General features: G+C 67.1%; 18 protein-coding genes, 1 tRNA gene and 1 rRNA gene. 4 read left to right on the top strand and 16 right to left on the bottom strand.

Going from position 1 to position 19,163, the window contains the following annotated elements:
- From KZA10_RS00005 to KZA10_RS00015, 3 genes are all read left to right on the top strand, one after another.
- A 16S ribosomal RNA gene (locus KZA10_RS00005) occupies positions 1 to 247 on the top strand; the annotation flags it as partial.
- A gap of 118 nt (positions 248 to 365) precedes the next feature.
- The gene (gene der / locus KZA10_RS00010; protein WP_229779055.1) at positions 366 to 1,838 is read left to right on the top strand and encodes a ribosome biogenesis GTPase Der; all 1,473 of its coding nucleotides are present in this window, start codon (positions 366 to 368) and stop codon (positions 1,836 to 1,838) included.
- Between the two features lie 61 nt (positions 1,839 to 1,899).
- Positions 1,900 to 2,805, top strand: a complete 906-nt coding sequence (locus KZA10_RS00015) for an NUDIX hydrolase (protein WP_218681850.1) — start codon at positions 1,900 to 1,902, stop codon at positions 2,803 to 2,805.
- Between the two features lie 30 nt (positions 2,806 to 2,835).
- Here KZA10_RS00015 and KZA10_RS00020 read toward each other — a convergent pair whose 3' ends face one another.
- The 5 genes from KZA10_RS00020 to KZA10_RS00040 all read right to left on the bottom strand — a co-directional run bounded on the left by KZA10_RS00020 (position 2,836) and on the right by KZA10_RS00040 (position 6,481).
- The gene (locus KZA10_RS00020) at positions 2,836 to 4,254 is read right to left on the bottom strand and encodes an HNH endonuclease signature motif containing protein (protein ID WP_218681851.1); all 1,419 of its coding nucleotides are present in this window, start codon (positions 4,252 to 4,254) and stop codon (positions 2,836 to 2,838) included.
- A 63-nt stretch (positions 4,255 to 4,317) separates the two neighbouring features.
- Complete coding sequence (locus KZA10_RS00025; RefSeq protein WP_200935119.1) at positions 4,318 to 4,689, bottom strand: RNA-binding S4 domain-containing protein; 372 nt, start codon at positions 4,687 to 4,689, stop codon at positions 4,318 to 4,320.
- Entirely contained in the window at positions 4,689 to 5,357 is a 669-nt protein-coding gene (locus tag KZA10_RS00030; RefSeq protein WP_141388094.1) for a lysoplasmalogenase family protein, read from the bottom strand. Before KZA10_RS00030 ends, KZA10_RS00025 begins: the two co-directional genes overlap by 1 nt.
- A gap of 50 nt (positions 5,358 to 5,407) precedes the next feature.
- On the bottom strand, positions 5,408 to 5,863 hold the full coding sequence (locus KZA10_RS00035) for a hypothetical protein (protein WP_141388092.1): 456 nt from the start codon (positions 5,861 to 5,863) through the stop codon (positions 5,408 to 5,410).
- A 33-nt stretch (positions 5,864 to 5,896) separates the two neighbouring features.
- The gene (locus KZA10_RS00040) at positions 5,897 to 6,481 is read right to left on the bottom strand and encodes a GNAT family N-acetyltransferase (protein ID WP_218681852.1); all 585 of its coding nucleotides are present in this window, start codon (positions 6,479 to 6,481) and stop codon (positions 5,897 to 5,899) included.
- A gap of 197 nt (positions 6,482 to 6,678) precedes the next feature.
- On the opposite strand from KZA10_RS00040, the gene KZA10_RS00045 reads away from it, so the two are divergent.
- A tRNA-Pro gene (locus KZA10_RS00045) sits at positions 6,679 to 6,752 on the top strand.
- 207 nt (positions 6,753 to 6,959) lie between these two features.
- Here KZA10_RS00045 and KZA10_RS00050 read toward each other — a convergent pair.
- The 11 genes from KZA10_RS00050 to KZA10_RS00100 form a co-directional block, all read right to left on the bottom strand.
- Positions 6,960 to 8,129: a site-specific integrase gene (locus KZA10_RS00050; protein WP_308289561.1), complete on the bottom strand. Its 1,170-nt coding sequence runs from the start codon at positions 8,127 to 8,129 to the stop codon at positions 6,960 to 6,962.
- 43 nt (positions 8,130 to 8,172) lie between these two features.
- On the bottom strand, positions 8,173 to 8,388 hold the full coding sequence (locus tag KZA10_RS00055) for an AlpA family transcriptional regulator (RefSeq protein WP_218681854.1): 216 nt from the start codon (positions 8,386 to 8,388) through the stop codon (positions 8,173 to 8,175).
- The gene (locus tag KZA10_RS00060) at positions 8,385 to 8,951 is read right to left on the bottom strand and encodes a hypothetical protein (protein ID WP_218681855.1); all 567 of its coding nucleotides are present in this window, start codon (positions 8,949 to 8,951) and stop codon (positions 8,385 to 8,387) included. Before KZA10_RS00060 ends, KZA10_RS00055 begins: the two co-directional genes overlap by 4 nt.
- Before the next feature lie 12 nt (positions 8,952 to 8,963).
- Positions 8,964 to 9,422 carry a single-stranded DNA-binding protein gene (locus tag KZA10_RS00065; protein ID WP_218681856.1) on the bottom strand — a complete coding sequence of 153 codons (459 nt, stop codon included), beginning with the start codon at positions 9,420 to 9,422 and terminating at the stop codon, positions 8,964 to 8,966.
- A gap of 84 nt (positions 9,423 to 9,506) precedes the next feature.
- Entirely contained in the window at positions 9,507 to 11,282 is a 1,776-nt protein-coding gene (locus KZA10_RS00070; RefSeq protein ID WP_218681857.1) for a TraM recognition domain-containing protein, read from the bottom strand.
- Entirely contained in the window at positions 11,279 to 11,860 is a 582-nt protein-coding gene (locus KZA10_RS00075) for a hypothetical protein (RefSeq protein ID WP_256934163.1), read from the bottom strand. Before KZA10_RS00075 ends, KZA10_RS00070 begins: the two co-directional genes overlap by 4 nt.
- A gap of 158 nt (positions 11,861 to 12,018) precedes the next feature.
- Complete coding sequence (locus KZA10_RS00080) at positions 12,019 to 14,979, bottom strand: hypothetical protein (RefSeq protein ID WP_218681858.1); 2,961 nt, start codon at positions 14,977 to 14,979, stop codon at positions 12,019 to 12,021.
- Positions 14,980 to 15,117: 138 nt separating this feature from the next.
- Complete coding sequence (gene dprA / locus KZA10_RS00085; protein ID WP_218681859.1) at positions 15,118 to 16,131, bottom strand: DNA-processing protein DprA; 1,014 nt, start codon at positions 16,129 to 16,131, stop codon at positions 15,118 to 15,120.
- Positions 16,132 to 16,304: 173 nt separating this feature from the next.
- Positions 16,305 to 17,795, bottom strand: a complete 1,491-nt coding sequence (locus tag KZA10_RS00090) for an ATP-binding protein (RefSeq protein WP_218681860.1) — start codon at positions 17,793 to 17,795, stop codon at positions 16,305 to 16,307.
- Positions 17,792 to 18,577 (bottom strand): hypothetical protein, encoded by a 786-nt coding sequence (locus KZA10_RS00095; RefSeq protein WP_218681861.1) that lies wholly within the window; start codon positions 18,575 to 18,577, stop codon positions 17,792 to 17,794. Before KZA10_RS00095 ends, KZA10_RS00090 begins: the two co-directional genes overlap by 4 nt.
- A gap of 17 nt (positions 18,578 to 18,594) precedes the next feature.
- The coding region (locus KZA10_RS00100) for an SCO6880 family protein (RefSeq protein ID WP_374196523.1) at positions 18,595 to 19,163 on the bottom strand (569 nt) is incomplete at its 5' end.

The following is a 19,163-nucleotide window of genomic DNA, read 5'->3' on the forward strand; positions in this document are numbered from 1 at the left end:
CCTGGTAGTCCACCCCGTAAACGTTGGGAACTAGTTGTGGGGTCCATTCCACGGATTCCGTGACGCAGCTAACGCATTAAGTTCCCCGCCTGGGGAGTACGGCCGCAAGGCTAAAACTCAAAGGAATAGCGAACTCGCCGGCGAGAACGCGGCTGCTGTCGCCGCGGCGCTGCACAAGCGCGATGCCTCAGACAGCGCCGTCGTCGACTTCCTCAACGCCGCAGAAGGCGTCGAGGTCGTCGATTCGACGGAACTCGATTTCCCCCAGACCATCGATGCCGTCCTCACGGTGATCGAACGAATCCAAGGAGCACACCGTGGCTGACGACGAATACGAAGGCGGCCCCGACCAGCTCGCCGAGAAGATGGACCAGCTCGACGAGCATCTCGCCGAGCAGCGTGCGGAGACACTGCGCGCCGGACTCTCCGACTACGAGCTGGACGACGAGGATGCGGAACTCCTCGCGGGCATCACGCTCGGCGAGGACGGCATCCATTACAGCCCGGCGCTGCCCGTGGTGGCGATCGTCGGACGACCGAACGTGGGCAAGTCCGCGCTCGTGAACCGCATCCTCGGCCGCCGCGAGGCCGTCGTCGAGGACACCCCGGGCGTGACCCGCGACCGCGTGACGTACAAGGCCGAGTGGGCCGATCGTCGCTTCTCGCTCGTCGACACCGGCGGATGGGAGCCTGACGCCCGCGGCATCGACCGGTCGGTCGCGATGCAGGCCGAGGTCGCGATCGACCTCGCCGACATGGTGCTGTTCGTGGTCGACGCGATGGTGGGTGCGACGTCGACAGACGAGCACGTCGTGAAGCTGCTGCGCAAGAGCGGCAAGCCGGTGTTCCTCGTCGCCAACAAGATCGACGATGCCCGCCAGGAGCCGGAGACCGCGGCCCTGTGGAGCCTGGGCCTCGGTGAGCCCCACCCCGTGTCCGCCATCCACGGACGTGGCGTCGCCGACCTGCTGGACGCCGTGCTGAAGAAGCTTCCCGAGGTCTCGGCCGTCGCGAAGCAGGAGATCGGCGGCCCGCGTCGAGTGGCGATCCTCGGACGCCCGAACGTCGGCAAGTCGTCGCTGCTGAACAAGGCAGCCGGCGAGGAGCGCGTGGTCGTTAACGACCTGGCCGGCACCACCCGCGACCCGGTGGATGAGGTCGTGGAGCTCGGCGGGAAGATGTGGCGACTGGTCGACACTGCCGGCATCCGCCGCCGCGTGCACATGGCCCAGGGCGCGGACTTCTACGCCTCACTGCGCACTTCTGCCGCGCTGGAGAAGGCCGAGGTCGCGGTCGTCGTGCTCGACGTCTCCGAGACGATCAGCGAGCAGGATGTGCGCATCATCGACCTCGTGCTCGAGTCGGGCCGCGCGCTCGTGCTCGCGTTCAACAAGTGGGATCGTCTGAACGACGACGACCTCGAGAACGCCGACCGCCGTCGCTACCTCGAGCGTGAGATCGAGCAGGACCTGGCGCACGTCGCCTGGGCCCCGCGCGTGAACATCTCGGCGAAGACCGGTCGTCACCTCGACAAGCTCGTGCCGGCGCTGGAGACGGCGCTGGAGAACTGGGATCGTCGTATCCCCACGGGCAAGTTCAACGCCTTCCTGGCGGAACTCGTGGCCGAGCACCCGCACCCGCTGCGTGGTGGAAAGCAGCCGCGCATCCTGTTCGGCACCCAGGCGTCGACGCGTCCGCCGACGTTCGTGCTGTTCACGACAGGGTTCCTCGACCCGGGATACCGCCGATTCATCCAGCGGCGTCTGCGTGAGCTCTATTCGTTCGAGGGCACGCCGATCGTGATCAACATGCGGGTGCGCGAGAAGCGTCAGCGCTGATCTGTTCCGGCGCGTGTCGCGCCGTGGTGCCGTGACCCCGATGCTGTGAAAGGCTGAGGGGGTGACTGTCGTACCTCCTGCCTCCGGTGAACCGCGTCGCCCTGAGGGGCCGCGGAATCCCGGCGATGCCTGGATGATCGCGGAGTCGGGGGAGAAGTACTGGGGCCGCTTCGGCGCTGCCGGTCTTCTCGCCTACGACCCTGCCCGGGGGATCCTGCTGCAGCATCGCGTCTCGTGGAGCCACTTCGGGGGCACCTGGGGGCTGCCGGGAGGCGCGCTGCACGAGGGGGAGAGCGCGATCGCCGGAGCCATCCGCGAAGCTCAGGAAGAGGCAGGCGTCCCGGACGGGGCGGTGCGACCCCGGTTCACGAGCGTTCTCGACCTGGGGATCTGGGCGTACACGACCGTCGTCGCCGATGTGCGGGTTCCTTTCGAGCCGGTGATCAGCGACCCGGAGAGCGTCGCCCTGGAATGGGTGCCGGTCGATCAGGTCGATTCTCGACCGTTGCACCCCGGCTTCGGAGCGTCGTGGCCGGCGCTGCGCGCGCTGCTCACCGTGCGTCCGGCTGTCGTGGTGGATGCCGCGAACGTCGTCGGATCTGTTCCGGACGGCTGGTGGAAGGATCGCGCAGGGGCGGCGGCTCGTCTGAGGGCTCGGCTGGATGGACTGTCGGTCTCTGCGGACGACCTGGAACTCGGGGGTGACGAGTGGTTCCCCGAGGTGTCGATGGTGGTCGAAGGGCAGGCCCGAGGAATCGATGACGATGCGAGCGCAGTCGCCATCATCCGGGCGGAGGCCGCGGGCGACGACGCGATCGTCGCCGAGGTCGAGCGCCGCGTCGCCGGTGCGGAGACGGTAGTCGCAGTGACCAGCGACCGGGAACTCCGCGAACGAGTGGAGCGCGCCGGTGCCGGTCAGGTCCGATCCGCAGGATGGCTTCTCGAAACTCTCGCGGCGCACGGCTGACTTCGTCTCCCGCTCTGCGGACATCATGATTCAGACGAACATCACGCGTCGGGGTGGCGGGTCGACGTAGTCGCGACCCAGGGGGCTGTGCCACGTGACGCTGCCGTCTTTCTCCTGCTGGGCCGTCCAACGATGCGGGTCGGGCATGTCTGGATGCTTGAGCGTGTGGTGACCACGGCAGAAGTGACCGAGGTTGTCGATTCTGGTCTTCCCGCCCTTCGCGTGGTCACGATTGTGGTCGATCTCGCAGCGGTGCACCGGCATGCGGCACCCGGGGAACCGGCAATGCTGGTCGCGCGCACGGAGGAACCGTCGCATCCCCTCGGTCGGCGTGTAGGTGTCGGTCTCGACCACCATGCCGGTCGGGTCGAGGAACAGGCGGCTCCAGCCGGTGTTGCGACCCGCGAGGTCGCGGGCGATGTCGGGGTGAAGTGGGCCGTGTCCGTCGAGTTCCGCAATCTTGTCGTCGGCGCCGGCGAGCGTTGTCGCCGCGACGGTGACCTGGATACGGGCCTGGATGCCGTCGAGGCCGTCGCCGTGCGCGACGCTGGGGTCTGCGGTGAGGAGGAGATCCGTGAAGAGGTCGGCTTCCGTCTGCGCCCACGTCCGAGTGTCGGTGGGGAAGTGCTCGACCTCGGGGTCGGTGGCGAACGTGTCGCCGCCGGTGCTCGGGATCACCCCGTCGTCGAGCAGGTCGAACGCGGGGTCGTCGAGCGAGAGATCTTCGGGGCTGATGCCATCGACTTCCTCGAACCACCAGGGCAGCGGCGCGATATCGCGGTCGCTTCGAGTGCGCACGACCTCGCGCGTCATACGGTTCAGCCTGTCGGAGATCGCGGTGGCGATCCACTCGGGCAGCACTGCAGTGAGCAGGGCCAGCCCGTCGTCGAGGGACTTCACCGTGACGCAGCGCTCTTCCGCAGCACGTCGGTGCCTCTGCACGACGGTCTCGCCGACGAGCGCGGCTGCGACTTGGCGCGCATGAGCCTTCGTGCGCGCTGCCGTGTCTTGTTCGGCGACCACCAACACCGCCGTCTCGAACAGGCTCATGACCGCCGAATCGACCTTGTTGTTGCGGACGGCTTCGGCGACGATCGCGCTCGCCCTGGCGATCTCGCGCACGTGCCCGGCGCTCACGGCGCCCTTCGAGAAAGCGGCGCGGACGGCGGGGAGAGAGGTGTGTAGCGCCTGGGCATCGGCGAAGGCGAACTCCATCGAGCCTTTCGACACGTGCCCGGCGGCGGAGAACTCCGCGATCATGGAACGGTAGATCGCCTCTCGATGGAAGGGGCTCACGGTTACTTCGGCATCGTGCAGGGCGATCTGCTCGGTCAGCAGCTCTGCGGCTTCCGCCTCGAGCGCGGCGATCCGACGCCTCGTCGCGACCCAGGCATCCAGGACGCGACGTCGCTCCTCGAGTTCGAGGTCGAGATCGGTCGTGTTCGCCATACCTCCAGTTTAGAACATAGTTTCGAATGAAAGAAAGTGGGAGGGGGCATGAATACCGAGATATCAGGTCAGGCGGTCGTCGTTGCGTCCACGAAGCTTGTCGATGTCGCGACGCTCTCGCTTCGTCGGACGCCCGGCCCCACGATCACGAAGGCCCAGGGCGGCTTGAGGCTCGCGCTCGGGCGTGCGGTCTTCGTAGGCGAGCGCCGCTACCGGCGCTCCGACGCGCTTGACCAAGAGCTGACGAACGATGAGGATCCGATCGAATCCCGCGATGCGGATGCGCAACTCGTCGCCCACACGAATCTGCTGCGCCGCCTTCACCTTGTCGCCGTTCACCCTTACATGCCCTGCGCGGCATGCTGTCGTCGCGGCCGAGCGCGTCTTGTAGACACGGATCGCCCAGAGCCAGCTGTCCACACGTGCGGCATCCATCAGGAACTCGTCCTCCGCAGGGATACGAGTGCGCCCGCGATGATCAGGCCCTGGCCGATCACGTAGGTGAGCATCACCGCGGGGCTGCTCCACGACGGCAGGGAATCGGGGAGGAAAAGGCGGAAGGCGAGGATCGTGTCGCTCGCGAGGAAGAAGGCCCCGCCGACCGCGACGAGGGGATGGCAGCGCGCCGAGAAGGCTGCGGTGGCGCCGAGGATGAGTCCGTAGAGGGCGACCGCCACGAGCAGGCCGCCGGTGTGCGGACCGAGGAGAGCGATCATCGCGACCCACCAGGCGGCGTACACGAGAGCCCACCAGGGCATCCGACGCGTCGACAGGTGTCGGATGAACAGAAGAATGTATGCCACGTGCGCGATGCCGAAGAACAGCAGCATCAGGGGCAGCTCGGGACCGGCGGGGAAGAATGCCCCTGCGCCGTCGCCGAGCCAGGAGAACAGCAATGCCGCGAGCAACAGGAACACCGTGATGCGCGGAGTGAGATGTCGCGCCACGACCAGCACCGGAATGGCGAGCATCGGCATCAGGAGCAGCTTGGTGGGTGCGGCGAACGAGTTGTCCGTGGCCAGCAGGACGACGTGGACGATCGAGATCACGACGAACGGCAAGAAGGCCCACGTGAGTGAGAGGGACGGGGCGCGACGCTGCATCCCCTCATCGTAGGATGACGCCCGTGACGGGCTCTCGGGGGCCGCGCTGGTCACGATTCGACGGTGACCTGAACGACGCTGTCGTCCACGCCGAGATGCACGGCGGGCCAGTATCCCTCGGGGAAGTGCTCGCCGCAGCCGTCGATGAGGTGCAGGACGACCGTGCCGTCTGCGGCGGCCTCGATCGCTTCGATGGTGAGGTCGGATGCGGCGTCGTCGAGCTCGTGGGCTTCGGGGGCGCTCGTGCTGAAGTTCGTGACGACCGCATCGGTCGCGATCCGCCTCATGACGTGCAGTCGCTTCACCGTGTCGCGCAGTCGGGGGAGGAGCGGGGCGACCCCGTCGGTCGTCGTGCCCTCGAGCATGAGTTCGAGCTCGGTGCCCTCGATGGAGATCGTGCCGACGAACCAGTCATGCGTCAGGACCGTGCCGTCCGTGAGCTCCGAACGGGCGCGCGCGAACGTGCCGAGCTCTGGATCGTCGATGGTCGAAGTCTCGTCGCTCATGCCTTCACGCTAGCGGCTTCTCGATGGTCACGATCATGCGGCGAGGTCGAGGACCACGAGAGCGCGACCTGGCTTCATCTCTGTCTTCAGGGCGAAGCCGGCGGAGAGGAACGTACCGAGCGTGCCGTGGAACAGGTCATTGGGGCGCTGCTTCTCTCCCTTCGTGTCGACGGGGTATCCCTCGATGATGCGGGCGTCGGATTCGCGTGCGTACTCCACGGCGGCATGCAGGAGTTCGAGAGTGAGTCCGGTGCCGCGGTGCTCTCGGCGCACCACGAAGCACGTCACAGCCCACACGGAGTCGTCGTCGAACGGTTCGGTGCTCGCGGCCGCGATGGTGCGGGTACGTGGAATCCGTGCGTGGCGGATACGCGAACCGATCCGGATCCAGCCAGCGGCTTCACCATCGACGTAGGCGATGATCCCCGGGGGCGGGCCCTCCTCGATCTCGGCACGGAACAGCTCGGCGCGCTGCGGAGCTGAGGTGGCGTTCCAGTCCTTGTTGCTCAGCACCGGCCACAGGCACTGGCAACTGGCCCCATCGCCGCCGCCGGTGAGCGCATGCTGCACGTCATCCCACCGCGCGGTCGTCGCCACCTCGGTCGTGATCGTCGCCATGCCGCGACGCTACGCCGGGCATCCGACACTCGCAACGCCTCGGTTCGCGGAGGGGCCGAGGATGCGGCTAAGATAGGGGAGTTGCCTGCGCGAGAGTGCAGAACAACGGGCTGTGGCGCAGCTTGGTAGCGCACTTGACTGGGGGTTAAGGGGTTTGCCCCTCCCAGACGGCCCGAATAACTGAAAATTGAATGCCACGGGCTGTGGCGCAGCTTGGTAGCGCACCTGACTGGGGGTCAGGGGGTCGCAGGTTCAAATCCTGTCAGCCCGACAGAAAAACCCTGATGAGAAGCAATTTTCATCAGGGTTTTGTTGTTTCCGGGGGTCGCAATTTTTGGTCCCCTTCTGGTCCCCCTCGACTTCTCGGCGGCGTGAGCCTGTGGACAACGGAACCCGTCGCGAAGCCCTGCCTGTGGATAAGGGGACCAAAAGGGGACCAGAATCACTTTCCGCCGGCTCGTCGGCATCCGCGGGGACATCACAGGCCCCGTGTTGAGGGGGCGCTCCGGGCTGCTCGGCGCTTCTGCCCGGAGGGTGAGAGGAACGCGTTGGCCTGCTCCGCGGCCGACGCAAGGTGCCGGTCGTCAGGATGCACGTATCCGCGGGTCGTCTCCATCGATGCGTGCCCGAGGATCTCCTGGAGCACGTGCAGTGGAACACCGGCGTCAGCCATCCAGGTCGCTCCTGTATGGCGGAGCCCGTGACGGGTCAAATCCGGCAGCCCGAGGCCAGCAACGATCGCGTCCCAGTTGGTGGCATCCCTGACGGTCGCAGTCGTGAGCACGCCGCCCTTCGGCCCGACGAGTAGTTGATCATCTGGTGCTTTCCCCTCGGCCAGGCGTTTCAGGACGGGCCGGAGGGGCTCGAGGATCGGGACGCGCCGCTCTTTGCGGCTCTTGGTGGGTTTGGTGACGAGTCCGCCTTTGCCAGGGAAGATCTGTCGGGCGATGACGACGAGGTTCTTCTCGAACCGCACGTCCCCTACCTGCAGCCCAGAGACTTCTGAGGAGCGGGCGGCGAGGAGCGCGGCGAGCATGACGAAGTCGCTGTAGGGCTGGCCGACCTTCCCGCACGCCTTGGCAAGCTTGGTGAGGGTCTTCATGTCCGGGATCGCGTGCGCGCGCGGGGAGGCCTGCTCGGCGGACTGGGTTCGGAACGCGTTGCGGTTCAGGCTGCGCTTCGCGCGGTTCTTCGCCGGATTGATCGCGAGTAGCCCGTCGCGGACGGCCTCATCGAGAACCCGCACGAGTGGGGCGATGGAGTTCTTGATCGTGGATGCCCCGTAGCGCTGTTCCCACTCGTCGATGGTGCGATCGATGATGCCCGCGGTGATCTGCGCCACCGGCAGGTGTCCGAGTGCGGGCAGGACACGGAGTTTCAGTCCGAACCCGTAGATCTCCCCGGTCGAGGTTGGGTCCAGGCCGCGCGCCCACCGGTCACCGATCGAGGTGACGAACTCCGTGAGCGTCATGGAAGTATCCATGCCCTTTATGGAGGAAGTGCGCAGCTGGTCGAAGAACGTATGGGCGGCTGCCTCGTCGGGGACGATCTCGGAGCGGATGATGCGGCGTTTGGTGATCGGGTCCGTCCACCGTGCGCGGGCGCGAACGCCATAGGAGCGGCGCTCCATATCGGTGGAGACCTTCACCCCGATCGGCGGGACCGCCCTTGGCTCGGCTCTGGGGAGTGGCTCACTCCTGCGGGGCATGCTCGTGCTCGAGTTCGGCCAGCCACGCATCGACAGCGTCGATCCGGTAGCGGGCGATGCCGCCCAGACGGATGAACGGCGGCCCCGTTCCCGCGGACCGCCACCGTGACAACGTTGATTCGGACACTTTCAAGTAGGTGGCGATGTCGCGGCTGTGCATCAGCGGGGACGCGACAGCCGCGTGTGGTGTCTCCGTCATGAGACTTCCCCGGTCGTGGGGATGAGGGAGCGGTAGAACCGGTCTTCCTCGTCGCGGCGTTTGCTGACCTCGGCGAGCACGAACTCCACGAACTCCGTCTCCCGGTCCTCGATGACGAAGTCCTCAACGGCGGGTGCTGGCGGTTCACCGGGCCAGCTTGTCTGCCGGGTCGGACGGTCACGGTCCAACCGTGAGCCTGCGGTAGCGACCCAGTCCCGAAGACGCAGGCGCGCATCGGCGAAGTCGCGGTGCCAGGCGAAAGGTGCTGATCCGCTCTTCTCCGCGTCGTACGAGCACAACCAATGCAGGTGCAGTGCGGAGAGCTCCCACAGCAACTCAGGGTGGTGATGCCAGAACGGCGGAACCACCGAGGCGGGGAGACCGTAGGTGTTGCGGAGCCAGTGCACCCACCGGTTGAGTTCCAGCCATTCCGCTTCCAGATCCTCGGGGCTCAGGAGGTTCCAGTTGATCGGGTGCGGGGGCTCGACCAGCAATGGGCCTTCGAACTCGGCATCGAAGTCGTCCTCCTCGATCACCTCGGGCTCGGGGGTGTGGTCATCCATCACAGCCACCGCTCAGATGCTCGCGCGCGACGCGACGCTGGTCCGTTGCCGCGGACTCGCCTCGAGCGCCGGCTCTTCCCGAGCTGGGGTTTGCCGCTCAATCGCCGACCGCCGCGGTGAACGGTCGACGTCGTAGCGGGTGCGTGCGAGGTCGTGTCCGATGCGTGAAGCGATGAACTCCTCGGCAGACACGGTCTGCCCGTCCTTGTCGTAGTTGTACTCGTGGACGCGCCCGGTAGCGACGAACTTGTCGCCTTTCTGGAACCGGGCGGCAGCTTCTTCAGCGGCCTTCTTGAAGATCGTCAGGTCGTGGAAGCTTGGTTCGAGCTGAGTGAACGATCCATCGGGTTCTTGCTGGGAGTGCTCGATCCCGACTCGCGCATGAAACCGTGGCACACCATTCTCGGTGGTTGTGAGCCGGGGCTGTGTGGCGATGAACCCGGAAATGGACTGCTGCGTGTCGATACTCATCGGACTGCTCCTGTCAGGTGAGGCGACAACTCCCTGTCGCCGCTCACTTGCCAGGTGCACCACACTCACCCGCTGTTGACCGGGTCATGGACGCTGTTGAAGCAGCCTCTCGATCGCGGAACGACTCACGCGAAGATCGGCCGCATCTCGCCGCGTCGTCCAGGCACGGAGCCTCGCGACGATGGGTGGTGCCGCGCGGAGGAGAATCAGGCCGGTGCCGAAGGGGAGGGTGCGGATCACGTCGGGAGGCATGATCGACACCCGCCGGATGGAGCGTTGCGCGGAGCGGGAGCCGTGATCGCCGATGGTGGTGGAGTCGGTGATCTCGTCACGCTCACCGATGAGCGTCGTGAGGTCTTGGAGGTCGCGAGAGTTGGAAGCTCCACCGAGGATGATCTTCACAATCGACGCGTCCCAGATTGCCCCGGCGGCGTTGTCTGACCACTTCTCTCGTGCTTGCGCGAGGGACTGCAACACCGGCATCGTCGTGATCCCCGTACCGCCGCCTTCCGCCATCAATGTCGGAAGGGACGGCAACGGGGCAAGGTTCCCGATCTCATCCAACGCGAGCAAGAGGGGTGGGTCGAGGCGGGCGGCGGGTGATCGGGCGGCGAGGCGGCGTGCGGCTTCGACGAGGTCTTCCACGAACGCCGATACCAGTGCCGCGCTGTTGTTCGCCCCGGCACCCGTAGCGAGGAGGTAGACGGTGCCGCGCTTGCGGAGGAACTCTTCGGGATCGAACCGCTCGTCCGGGCCGGGACTCACCGCATCGAGCACCCGTGGGTCTGCGAGGGCGGCGAGTGAGAGGGAGACGCCTTGCCAGATGGAGTCGCGGGTTCTCGGGTCTGCGTCGATCATCGCCTGCAACGAATCCGCCCACCCCGTAGCCGCAGCCGGGCTCGCGGTGAGTATCGCGACCGCATCGGACGCTGCGGCGGGGTCGAGTGTCCAGCGGAACAGCTCTGCCGGGCTGCGGTGATCGAGGGCGGCGGCGTGGAGGAGCGCTTGGAGGGCGGTGCGGGTCTTGCCTTCCCAGAAGTCACCGCCTTCGACACCGCCGGCGGACAGGCCGGTACCGGCGGCAAGTCCGGTGGCACGGATCATCGCCGTCAACGGGTCCTCACACCCCCGGATCGGCGACCATCTCAGGCCCGACGGTACGCCTTCGGCGAGGTGCTGCGGGTCGAACACCGCCACCGGGCGGCCGTTCGCGCTGCGGGCGGTGAGTGTGGCGGTGAGGTTGTCGGGGCGTGTGGAGGTGGTGATGACCGCGCCAGGGGCGTCGAGGATCGCGTTGATCACCACATGCAGGCCCTTCCCCGAGCGGGGCGGCCCGATCAGCAGAATCGAGTCCTCCACGCTCGCCCACACATCCATGCCTCGTGATGTGCCGAGGAGATAGCCGATGTCCAGCGCGGTCGGGGCCTTCACGGAGGGACGAAGCTGCCTGCCTCGGCGCAGCAGTGCCTTCTCAGACGCGGCCGAGGTCACGTCAGTGCGAGTGGCGATCCCCACGATCCGATACGGGTCGACCTTTGTCCGCCGGGAGTGCTCCCGAAACGTTCGCCAGACCCACCAGCCTGCCGATCCGACGCCGATGATCAGGAGGCCCGCGACGATCCAGTAAGCGACGGGGTTCAGCCCGGCAGCGCCGAGTGCCGCGCCCGGATCGCCGGGACGCAGAAGCACCCCGAGACCGGCCTCGATCCCACCCGAAGGCTGCTCGACCCCGGTGGCCCAGGCGGTGATGCTGCCGGCGGTGCGGAGGATAACCGCGAGGGCGGCGGCGGCGATGAGGGCGAAGATGCCGAGGTTCGCCAGCTCATCCCCAAGCGCCCCACCCTGGCGCGGGGTACTCACTGGAGTCTGCCGATGAAGAGGGTGCTGGAGACGCGGCCGAGGAGGATCACTTCACCTGTCACCGCAGCCGTAGCCTGTTCGGCGGTGAGGAGGGCGCGGGCGGTGCCGTCGCCGCTGGCGTCGCTGTGAGCGTGGATGATCGCGACCGCGACATCCTCGCCCGGCACAAACCCCGAGCCCACGACCTGATGCAGCACCGGCGGGGCCGCGCTGAGAGGCGGCGGGGTGACAGGCGCAGGGTCGGATGCTTCCCACGGTGTTGGCGCGGGCCGTTCGCGGGGTGGGGTGATGATGTCGGTGAATGTCGAGCCGTCCGTTTCCCGCACCTGCACCCGCAGCGGTGTCCGGTGGCGGGTGGTGAGGGTGTCGAGGATCGCGGGGAATGACTCTCGCCGCCAGGCGGGTGCGAAGGGTTCCGGCAGATACGGGGCACCGTCGACGGTGACGGTCATGCTCCCGTCGGCGGCGATCGTGAACTCCACCACCGGCACCACGAACGGCCCACCGATCTCAGGCTTCGGTGTTTTCGGGGGCTGGTGGTCGGGGTTGGTGCGGCGGTAGCGGGGCTTCGGTGTCACAGGGCGGTCCTTCCAAACGTGCGCAGGATGTCGCCATGCAGGTGCGCCCGCGCATCCCCGAGCGCAGGACGCCTGGGCGCAGAAAGGTGGGAGGGCACGAACCTGGGGGTGGTTCGTGCCCTCCTGTGCTGACCCGATGTGTTGGGGGTGCCAGCAGGTCAGCCGTTCATCTGCGGGCTATTCCGCTTTGCTCCCTCGAACTGGGCCCTGAACTCCTCGAACCCCTGGTCCTCCTCACGGACGTACCCGACGCGTGCGCGGGCGATCGCAAGTCGACGCCCGAACAGCAGCACCCCGCCCGTCGCTGCGGCGATCAGGCCGCCTGCGAGGCCGAGCGGCCACCAGTCACCGCCGCCGGTGTGCGCGAGTTCACCCGGCGTACCCGGCTTGCTCGGCTCATCCGGAACCGGTGTGACGATGGTGGTTTCGTCCGGTGCGCCGCACACGCCACGGTGCAGAATCGTGCCGTCCTTATCGGTGACGGTCTCCACCCAGTAGTAGACGCCCGTCCGGTCGAAGACCACCTCGTCGGAGCCATACTCGCCCGGCCCGTCCAACTCGATCACCGTCGAGGTGAACACCAGTTCCTCCGGGGTGCAGGTGGCGGTATCGCCGTCCTGCCGGTACGCCTCGAACCGGAGTTGCGCTCCGGCGGGGACGGTGCCGGTAACGGTAGCGACATCATGCGCCGGATCACCGAGCGTGACGGTCGGGACCGCGTTCGTCTTCACGGACAGCTCCTCCGGCTGCTCCTTCACGATCGTCGTCTCACCAGGCGCCCCGCACTCACCCTCAGCAATGATCTCGCCATTGCTGTCGTAGAGCGTTTCGATCCAGTACACGTTCCCCGCCGTATCGACCCTGGTGGTCCCGGAGCGGTAGATACCGGCCTGGGTGACAGGGATCTCCTCGCTCTCGAAGAACGGCACCTCACACACCGGCCCGGCCTCTGCCGGGTGCGGTCCGTAGGCGCGGAACACGAGGAACGCGCCGTCAGGAATCTGGGTGCCCTGCACGAGCGCAGTGTCCGAGAAGGGCTGACCGACGAACGCTTCCGGCGTCGCCTGCGTGATCACCGACACCGGCACCTCCGTGCCGGTGGGTGGGACGTAGAAGCGTTCCAGCACATCCGCCGGCGACGACTGGTACGGCTGCACCCGATCATCACCCGCAAACGTCGTCACGAGGACGTAGAAGCCGGGCTCGGTCGGCACGATCTTGTCCTCATCCGTGTACCCCAGCTTGTAGACCCCATTCCGAGCGGGCGTAGTCAGCTCCGTGAGGATCGGTGCGGTGTGGAGGTCGAGGTCATCGGTGAGCTGGGTGTCGGTGGCGAAGGGGCCGTAGACGGTGTGCCACAGCTCGTCGACGTCCGCACCCCAGTACCCGTCACCGGTGAAGTCGCCGTGGTTCGCCGGGAACCCGGTCACCGTCACGACATCGAAGGCGCGACCGCCGGGGTGCACGTTGTACTCCCGCATCAGCGAGGTCGTGGTGATCGGCCACCTGACCGAGCTGGTCTCGACGGTGATGCCGTAGTCGTCCTGCCAGCCGTTCGCGAGGTAGTCGCGCACCCACTCCGGCTGCGACGTCGTCCGAACCTCCCACACCCAGGTCACGAACCCGCCCGTCGGGGCGAGGATCGACGGGGACGTGTAGATGCCGGGACCGTCAGCAGTGACCGTGACCGTTCCCAGCGGCACCGACGCCGAATCGATCACCGCGTCCTGGGCCGGGGGTAGGGTGCCGGGGACTTGGTAGGCGGTGCCTTCGAAGATCACCGGAATGTACGCGCCGTCCTTCTTCAACCAGACCCCGTTGCTGCTGGAAACTGTGATCGTGTCGGTGAGGGCATCACCGGGGACGGCGAGACGCTGATCTGCCTCCGACAGCGCGACTGGCTGGAACGGCACCACCGATGTTTCTGTGACCTGTCCGAAGCGGTCGGTGAAGGAATCGGTGAGGTACTTCGCATTCGCGCCGTGGGCGTCCTTGTCGATGCTCCACACCCAGGTGTAGAAACCGGACTCCGCGGCGATGATGCTGCCTGGCGACGTGTACGAACCCGCACCGGTCAAGGTCACAGTCTCTGTGCCGGCGACCATTGCCCCGGCAGGCGGGGTGTCGGCCTCGGCGGGCTGCTCATCGAACGGCCCATATAGGGTGCCGGTCGCGGTCACTTCAATCGATGCACCGTCGAGGTGAATCCAGGTGCCCTTCGACACCGACACCGTGAGCCCGTCCACGAACGCGTCACCCTCGGCCACGTAGCGGGAGGCGACCTGAGTGGTGATACTCGGCTGGAAGTCCAGCTCGATGACCGGGGACTCCGCACTCGCGGAAAGCCCCGTTGAGGAACCTGCGACCGCAGCAACGAGACGCTGTGAACCGGGAGTGGAATACAGGTCGAGGGCGGCCCCGTACCCGGCGGCCGCGATACTCATCGACGCGCCCACCCGATACGACGGAACCCCGTCCGCAGGCGTGCCTGTGATCGGGTGCGCGCCCGCACCGATCGTCCGAGAGGACGACCCGTCCGCGAACTCCGCATCCGAGAGCGTCGCCGTGCCCGCGAGTCCTGCGGGGTGGGTGGCGACGGTGAGGGTGCCGGCGTACTGATCCGACATCGCGAGGGACAACGTCAGCGACGGGTCGGTCACCGCGTAGACGGCGGCTTCCTGCCGCATCGCGGCGAGGTTCGCGAGGATGCTGCCCCGCTCCGATGCCGGGGCACGGGCAACGTAGTAGTCATCACCCGACATCCCGTGGGAGTTGTAGGTACCGGCGCTCGTCACCGACCACACGTGCAGCGCGACGGCGGCGGTGATGTTCGGATCACCCGACTGCCCCCACCGGTCCAGGACATAGTTCAGTTCCGCGAGCTGCTGCCGGGACAGCGAGTCGAGCGATGTGATGGTCTCGGGGCCGTAGGTTTGGGAGAACGGAGAACTTGAATCGAGGTCGACGCAGTACGCCTGCCGGCCGTCGACGTCGGTGTTGTAGGCGCCGAGGAACCCCATCCCGATGTTGTAGCCGACACCGAGACTGCCTGCGTGAGCCGCCGGGGTGTTCAGCGCGAAAGTGCCGGCGAGCAGGAACAGCGCGAGCAGGGCGGACAACCATCGACGCACCGCCGTTCGCGGTGGAGCAGTCGGTGGCTGCGAGATGTGGGCGAGTGATCCTGACACGAGAGGCCTCCTGAAGTTGCGGGCAGCGACCCGGGACTGGTCGCCTTCACAGCAGGTGCACCACCGCCGTCACAACCCCAGCCCACGCGGCGACGACCGAACCCCTGGCGGGTCAGTGTCGAGATAGCCGTTCTCGAGCCCCGCACGCTGCTGCGCCTGGCGGTGAGCCCCGTCGCGGACCGTGTGCAGCAGCTCCCGCACATCGTCGTACCCGGTGATCACTGCAGCGAGTCCGTCGCGCATAAGCCGGTGACACCCGGCCGATGCCGCAGAGGTGACCGGTCCGGGGACCGCACCGACGGGGCGGCCGAGTTCGACGGCACGGGCGGCAGTGTGGAGACTGCCGGACCGGTACCCGGCTTCTGCGATCAGCACGGTGCCGGAGAGCGCGGCGAGGAGTCTGCCGCGTTGCAGGAACCGCCACTTCGTCGGTGCCGCTCCCGGCGGCAACTCCGACAACAACAACCCGTTGCCACTGATGCGGGTGAGGAGTTCGGTGTGCCCGGCCGGATAGAGCCGATCCAGTCCGCCAGCCAGCACCGCGACCGTCGAACCAGCCGACGCGAGCGCGGCCCGGTGAGCGGCACCATCGATGCCGTAGGCACCGCCAGAGAGCACCTGCCGCCCGTCGGCCACTGCGGACTGCACCAGCTCGGTGGTGACGTGCTCGCCGTACCCGGTGGAGGCTCGCGCTCCCGTCACGGTCAGCCGCTCCCACACCGGCGATTTCAACAGCGCGGTGTCGCCTTTCGCCCAGAGTGCGACCGGCGCCCGGTCGCCGAGTGCGTCGATCTCGGCCGGCCAGTCTGTATCGCCGGGGATCAGCACCCGCATCCCATGCCGCTCACTGTCCGCGATCATCCGCCGGGTCTGCGCGGCGTCGATGCGGGGTGCGAGACGCCGCTGCCAGGTATCACCATCCGGCCCCACCGGAACCTCCGACGCAACCGCCCGGGCGACAGTCTCGGATGCACCGACGGTGCGGATCATCCGCCCGGTGACTGTGTCTCCTGGTTCGGATGCGATAGCGAGGATGATCCTCGCGGTGCGCTCGTCCGTGGCAGGTTCGTTGATCGTGTCCATTCGTGTTGCTCCCTCGTCCGTGGCGACTCAATCGAGGGATAGGTGCGAACCGGGACGCCGGAACCGTCACCGCCGAGAAGACGAGAGAAGCGGGAACTTGCACCCTCACAACGCACCGTCAACCGGCTGTGATGGGCACAAACACGCGGAACGGGGCGTTGGGAATCCCGAACCTACGAGTTTCCGCCCCTCATCCGGGCGGTGGTATCGAACGCAGCCAGCTCTGCCGGGTGGAGCTGATGCTGAACGACGAAGCTACGTTCCTTGATTCGCCAGAGTCCTTGCCCGGTGCCGAGCGCTGGGAGGAGCTTCTGTTCGGTGCCGGTGAGGCCGAGGGCGGCGGCGGTGGCTCCGAGCTGGTCGGGTTCCTGACGGTAGATGATCCTCGTCTCCGCATTCGCCAGTAGCGAGTTCGCGAGAGAGCGCATTGCGGAGCCTTGGTCGCCGACGTTGTCGAGGTCGGTGAGTTTGTGGAAGATCAGCATGTTCGCGATCCCGTAGTGCCGGGCGAGCCGCCACTGCGCATCCATGCGTTTCAGGAGGGCCGGGTAGGCCATGAGGCGCCAGGCTTCGTCGTAGATCACCCACCGGTGCCCGCCGTTCGGGTCCATCAGCGCCGACTCCATCCACGCGCTGGAGCAGGTCATCAGTACCGAGATCAACGTGCTGTTCTCCGCGACCCGTGACAGATCAAGACTGACCATCGGGAGTGACGGGTCGAACCGGACCGTCGACGGCCCGTCGAATAGCCCCGCAAGGTCGCCGGCGACGAGACGGCGGAGGGCGTGTCCAACGAGCCGGCCGTCTTCCGCGAGACGTCCGTCGGTATCCGAGGCCGGGTTCGGTCTCAGGATGCGGTCAACGACCATCGGCAGGATCGGCACCTCCGAAGAGTGGACAGCGTCTTGAAGGGCAAGGTCGATCGCCGTGTGCTCCAACGGCGACAGCACCCGATCCAACACCGTCTCTGCCAGTGCCCCGATGAGTTCGCGGCGACGAGACGCGACCTGTGCCGCCCACTCCGCGTCGCTCAGCCCGGAGGGGCGGTGGCCTTCGTCGAGGGGGTTGAGGCGGTTGCGGAGTCCGTGGCCCAGGACGATCGCCCTCCCGCCGACGGCCTCGGCGACGGCGGTGTGTTCGCCCTTCGGGTCACCCGGGACGTACACGCGGCGCCCGAATGGGATCGACCGCGTGTACAAGGATTTGGCGAGGGAGGACTTGCCGGACCCGACGATGCCGGCGAGGACGATGTTAGGGGCGGTGATCATTCCGCGGGCATAGAGGGTCCACGGGTCATAGACGAAGGAACCGCCGGAGTAGAGGTCTTGCCCGACGAACACACCGTCAGCGCCGAGCCCACCTTCGGCGAGAAACGGGTACGCGCCGGCGAGCGTCGCGGACGTGTCCTGATGCCGAGGCAGGCGAAACCGGCCTGGTGTTCGCAGCGTCGCCGCACCTGGCTCGCCAGCCGACGGCAGGTAGGTGGTGTTGTGTCGTTCGGCACGCTCCGCGGCCGTTCGCGCGCGTTCGTGCGCCAGCGCTGTCTCTCGGGCGTTCGCTTCGATCATCTTGGCGGCGTGCTTGCGCGCCTTCCGCTGCTTGCGGCGTTCGCCGGCGGGTTCGATCAGTGCCGCGGTGTGGAGCTTCTGCTGCTCGTCGGTCACAGTGCTCGCCCCCGAGACGGTGACGATGACGATGACTGCGATGGCGCGAACCAGTCCTCTTCCTCGTCAACGGCGGGTGCTGTGCGGCGAGCTCTTTCCTGCGGCGCCGTCCTCGTCACTACGGTCGCGGCGCCGGCTTCTCGCGCTTCCGGGAGCGCGCGCAGCAACGAGACGTGCCCGTGGTCGTGGTTGTACGTCAGGGTGTACTCGCCGCGGGTCGCCGCACGGTCGAGCGGCCCGGTCGGTGGTTCGTCGTAGACGTATCCATTGATCAGTGCCGCCTGCGTGGTTTCGTCACCCATGTCGAACCCCGACAGGTGCTCGATCGCGGCGTCGGTGCCGTCCCGGTCGACGAGCGCGAGCACCTCGTCGGCGTCCTGGCCTTGCAGGAACACCACGCTCACCCACCGCGACACCGAGGTCGCTCGTTCGGGTTCGGGATGCCAGGCGATGCGCCCGGACTGTGACATTGCCGCATCCACCCGGTCATGCACCGCGTCCAGCAACGCCACGGCCTGCTGCAGCTCCGCTGTCGCCGCTAACGAGAATGTCGCCCCGGCTGCCTGATCCTCAGCGTCGTTGTGTGTGCGAACCCGATGCGTCACGTGGGCGGTCGCAAGTTGGTCGATCACTTGCCGGAGGGAACGCACCCCGGCGAGAAGGTCACCGAGGACGGTGTAGGTGTCGGCGGGGTCCTCGAACACACGGGTGGCGTGTGCGAGTCCGCGGAGCGCTTCGGATGCTTCTGTAGCGTCGGCGGTGGGGTTCTGGAAGGTCGGCATCACTCACTCCTGACGGTTCAGACGGTTCGGCACAGCGGGAGCGCTGCGACGGTGAAGGCTTGGGCTTGCTGGCCGACCAAGCGGCGGGTTTCGCAGGACGCTTGGATCGCGGCCTGCTCAATCGCCGCGACCGCCGTATCCAACTCTTCCGAGGTGGGTGCGGAGATCGAGATCAGGCCCGTGAAGCGAAGAACGCCGTGACCGGCCGTGAGGTCCGCTTCCTGTTGCAGAACATCGCCGTATTCGGCGGTTTGGGAGGCGTCTTCGATCTGCCCCATCTTGGAGCGTTGGGCTGCGTCCGAGATCAGCTCGGTCTTCTTCTTCCTGATGTCCCGCGCCGCCTGATCTGAACGGATCGGCGTACAGACCAGCGAGAACGCCCGCTGAATCCCAGACGACAACAGCACCGGCGCGAGGAATCCCGGATAGACCTGCGACCGCGGCCACTCACTGATCCACAGCACCGCATGGTGCGCGGAGTCTGACCGCAGCCGATCCCACGTTTCGGTGACCGCGACGGGGCCGGCGGTGGCAAGGGTGCGGCCGATCTCGCCGTGGCGTTCCAAGCTGGCTACGGCGGCGGGGT

This window comes from Microbacterium sp. BF1 (assembly GCF_019279095.1).
In the GTDB taxonomy this organism is placed as follows: domain Bacteria; phylum Actinomycetota; class Actinomycetes; order Actinomycetales; family Microbacteriaceae; genus Microbacterium; species Microbacterium maritypicum.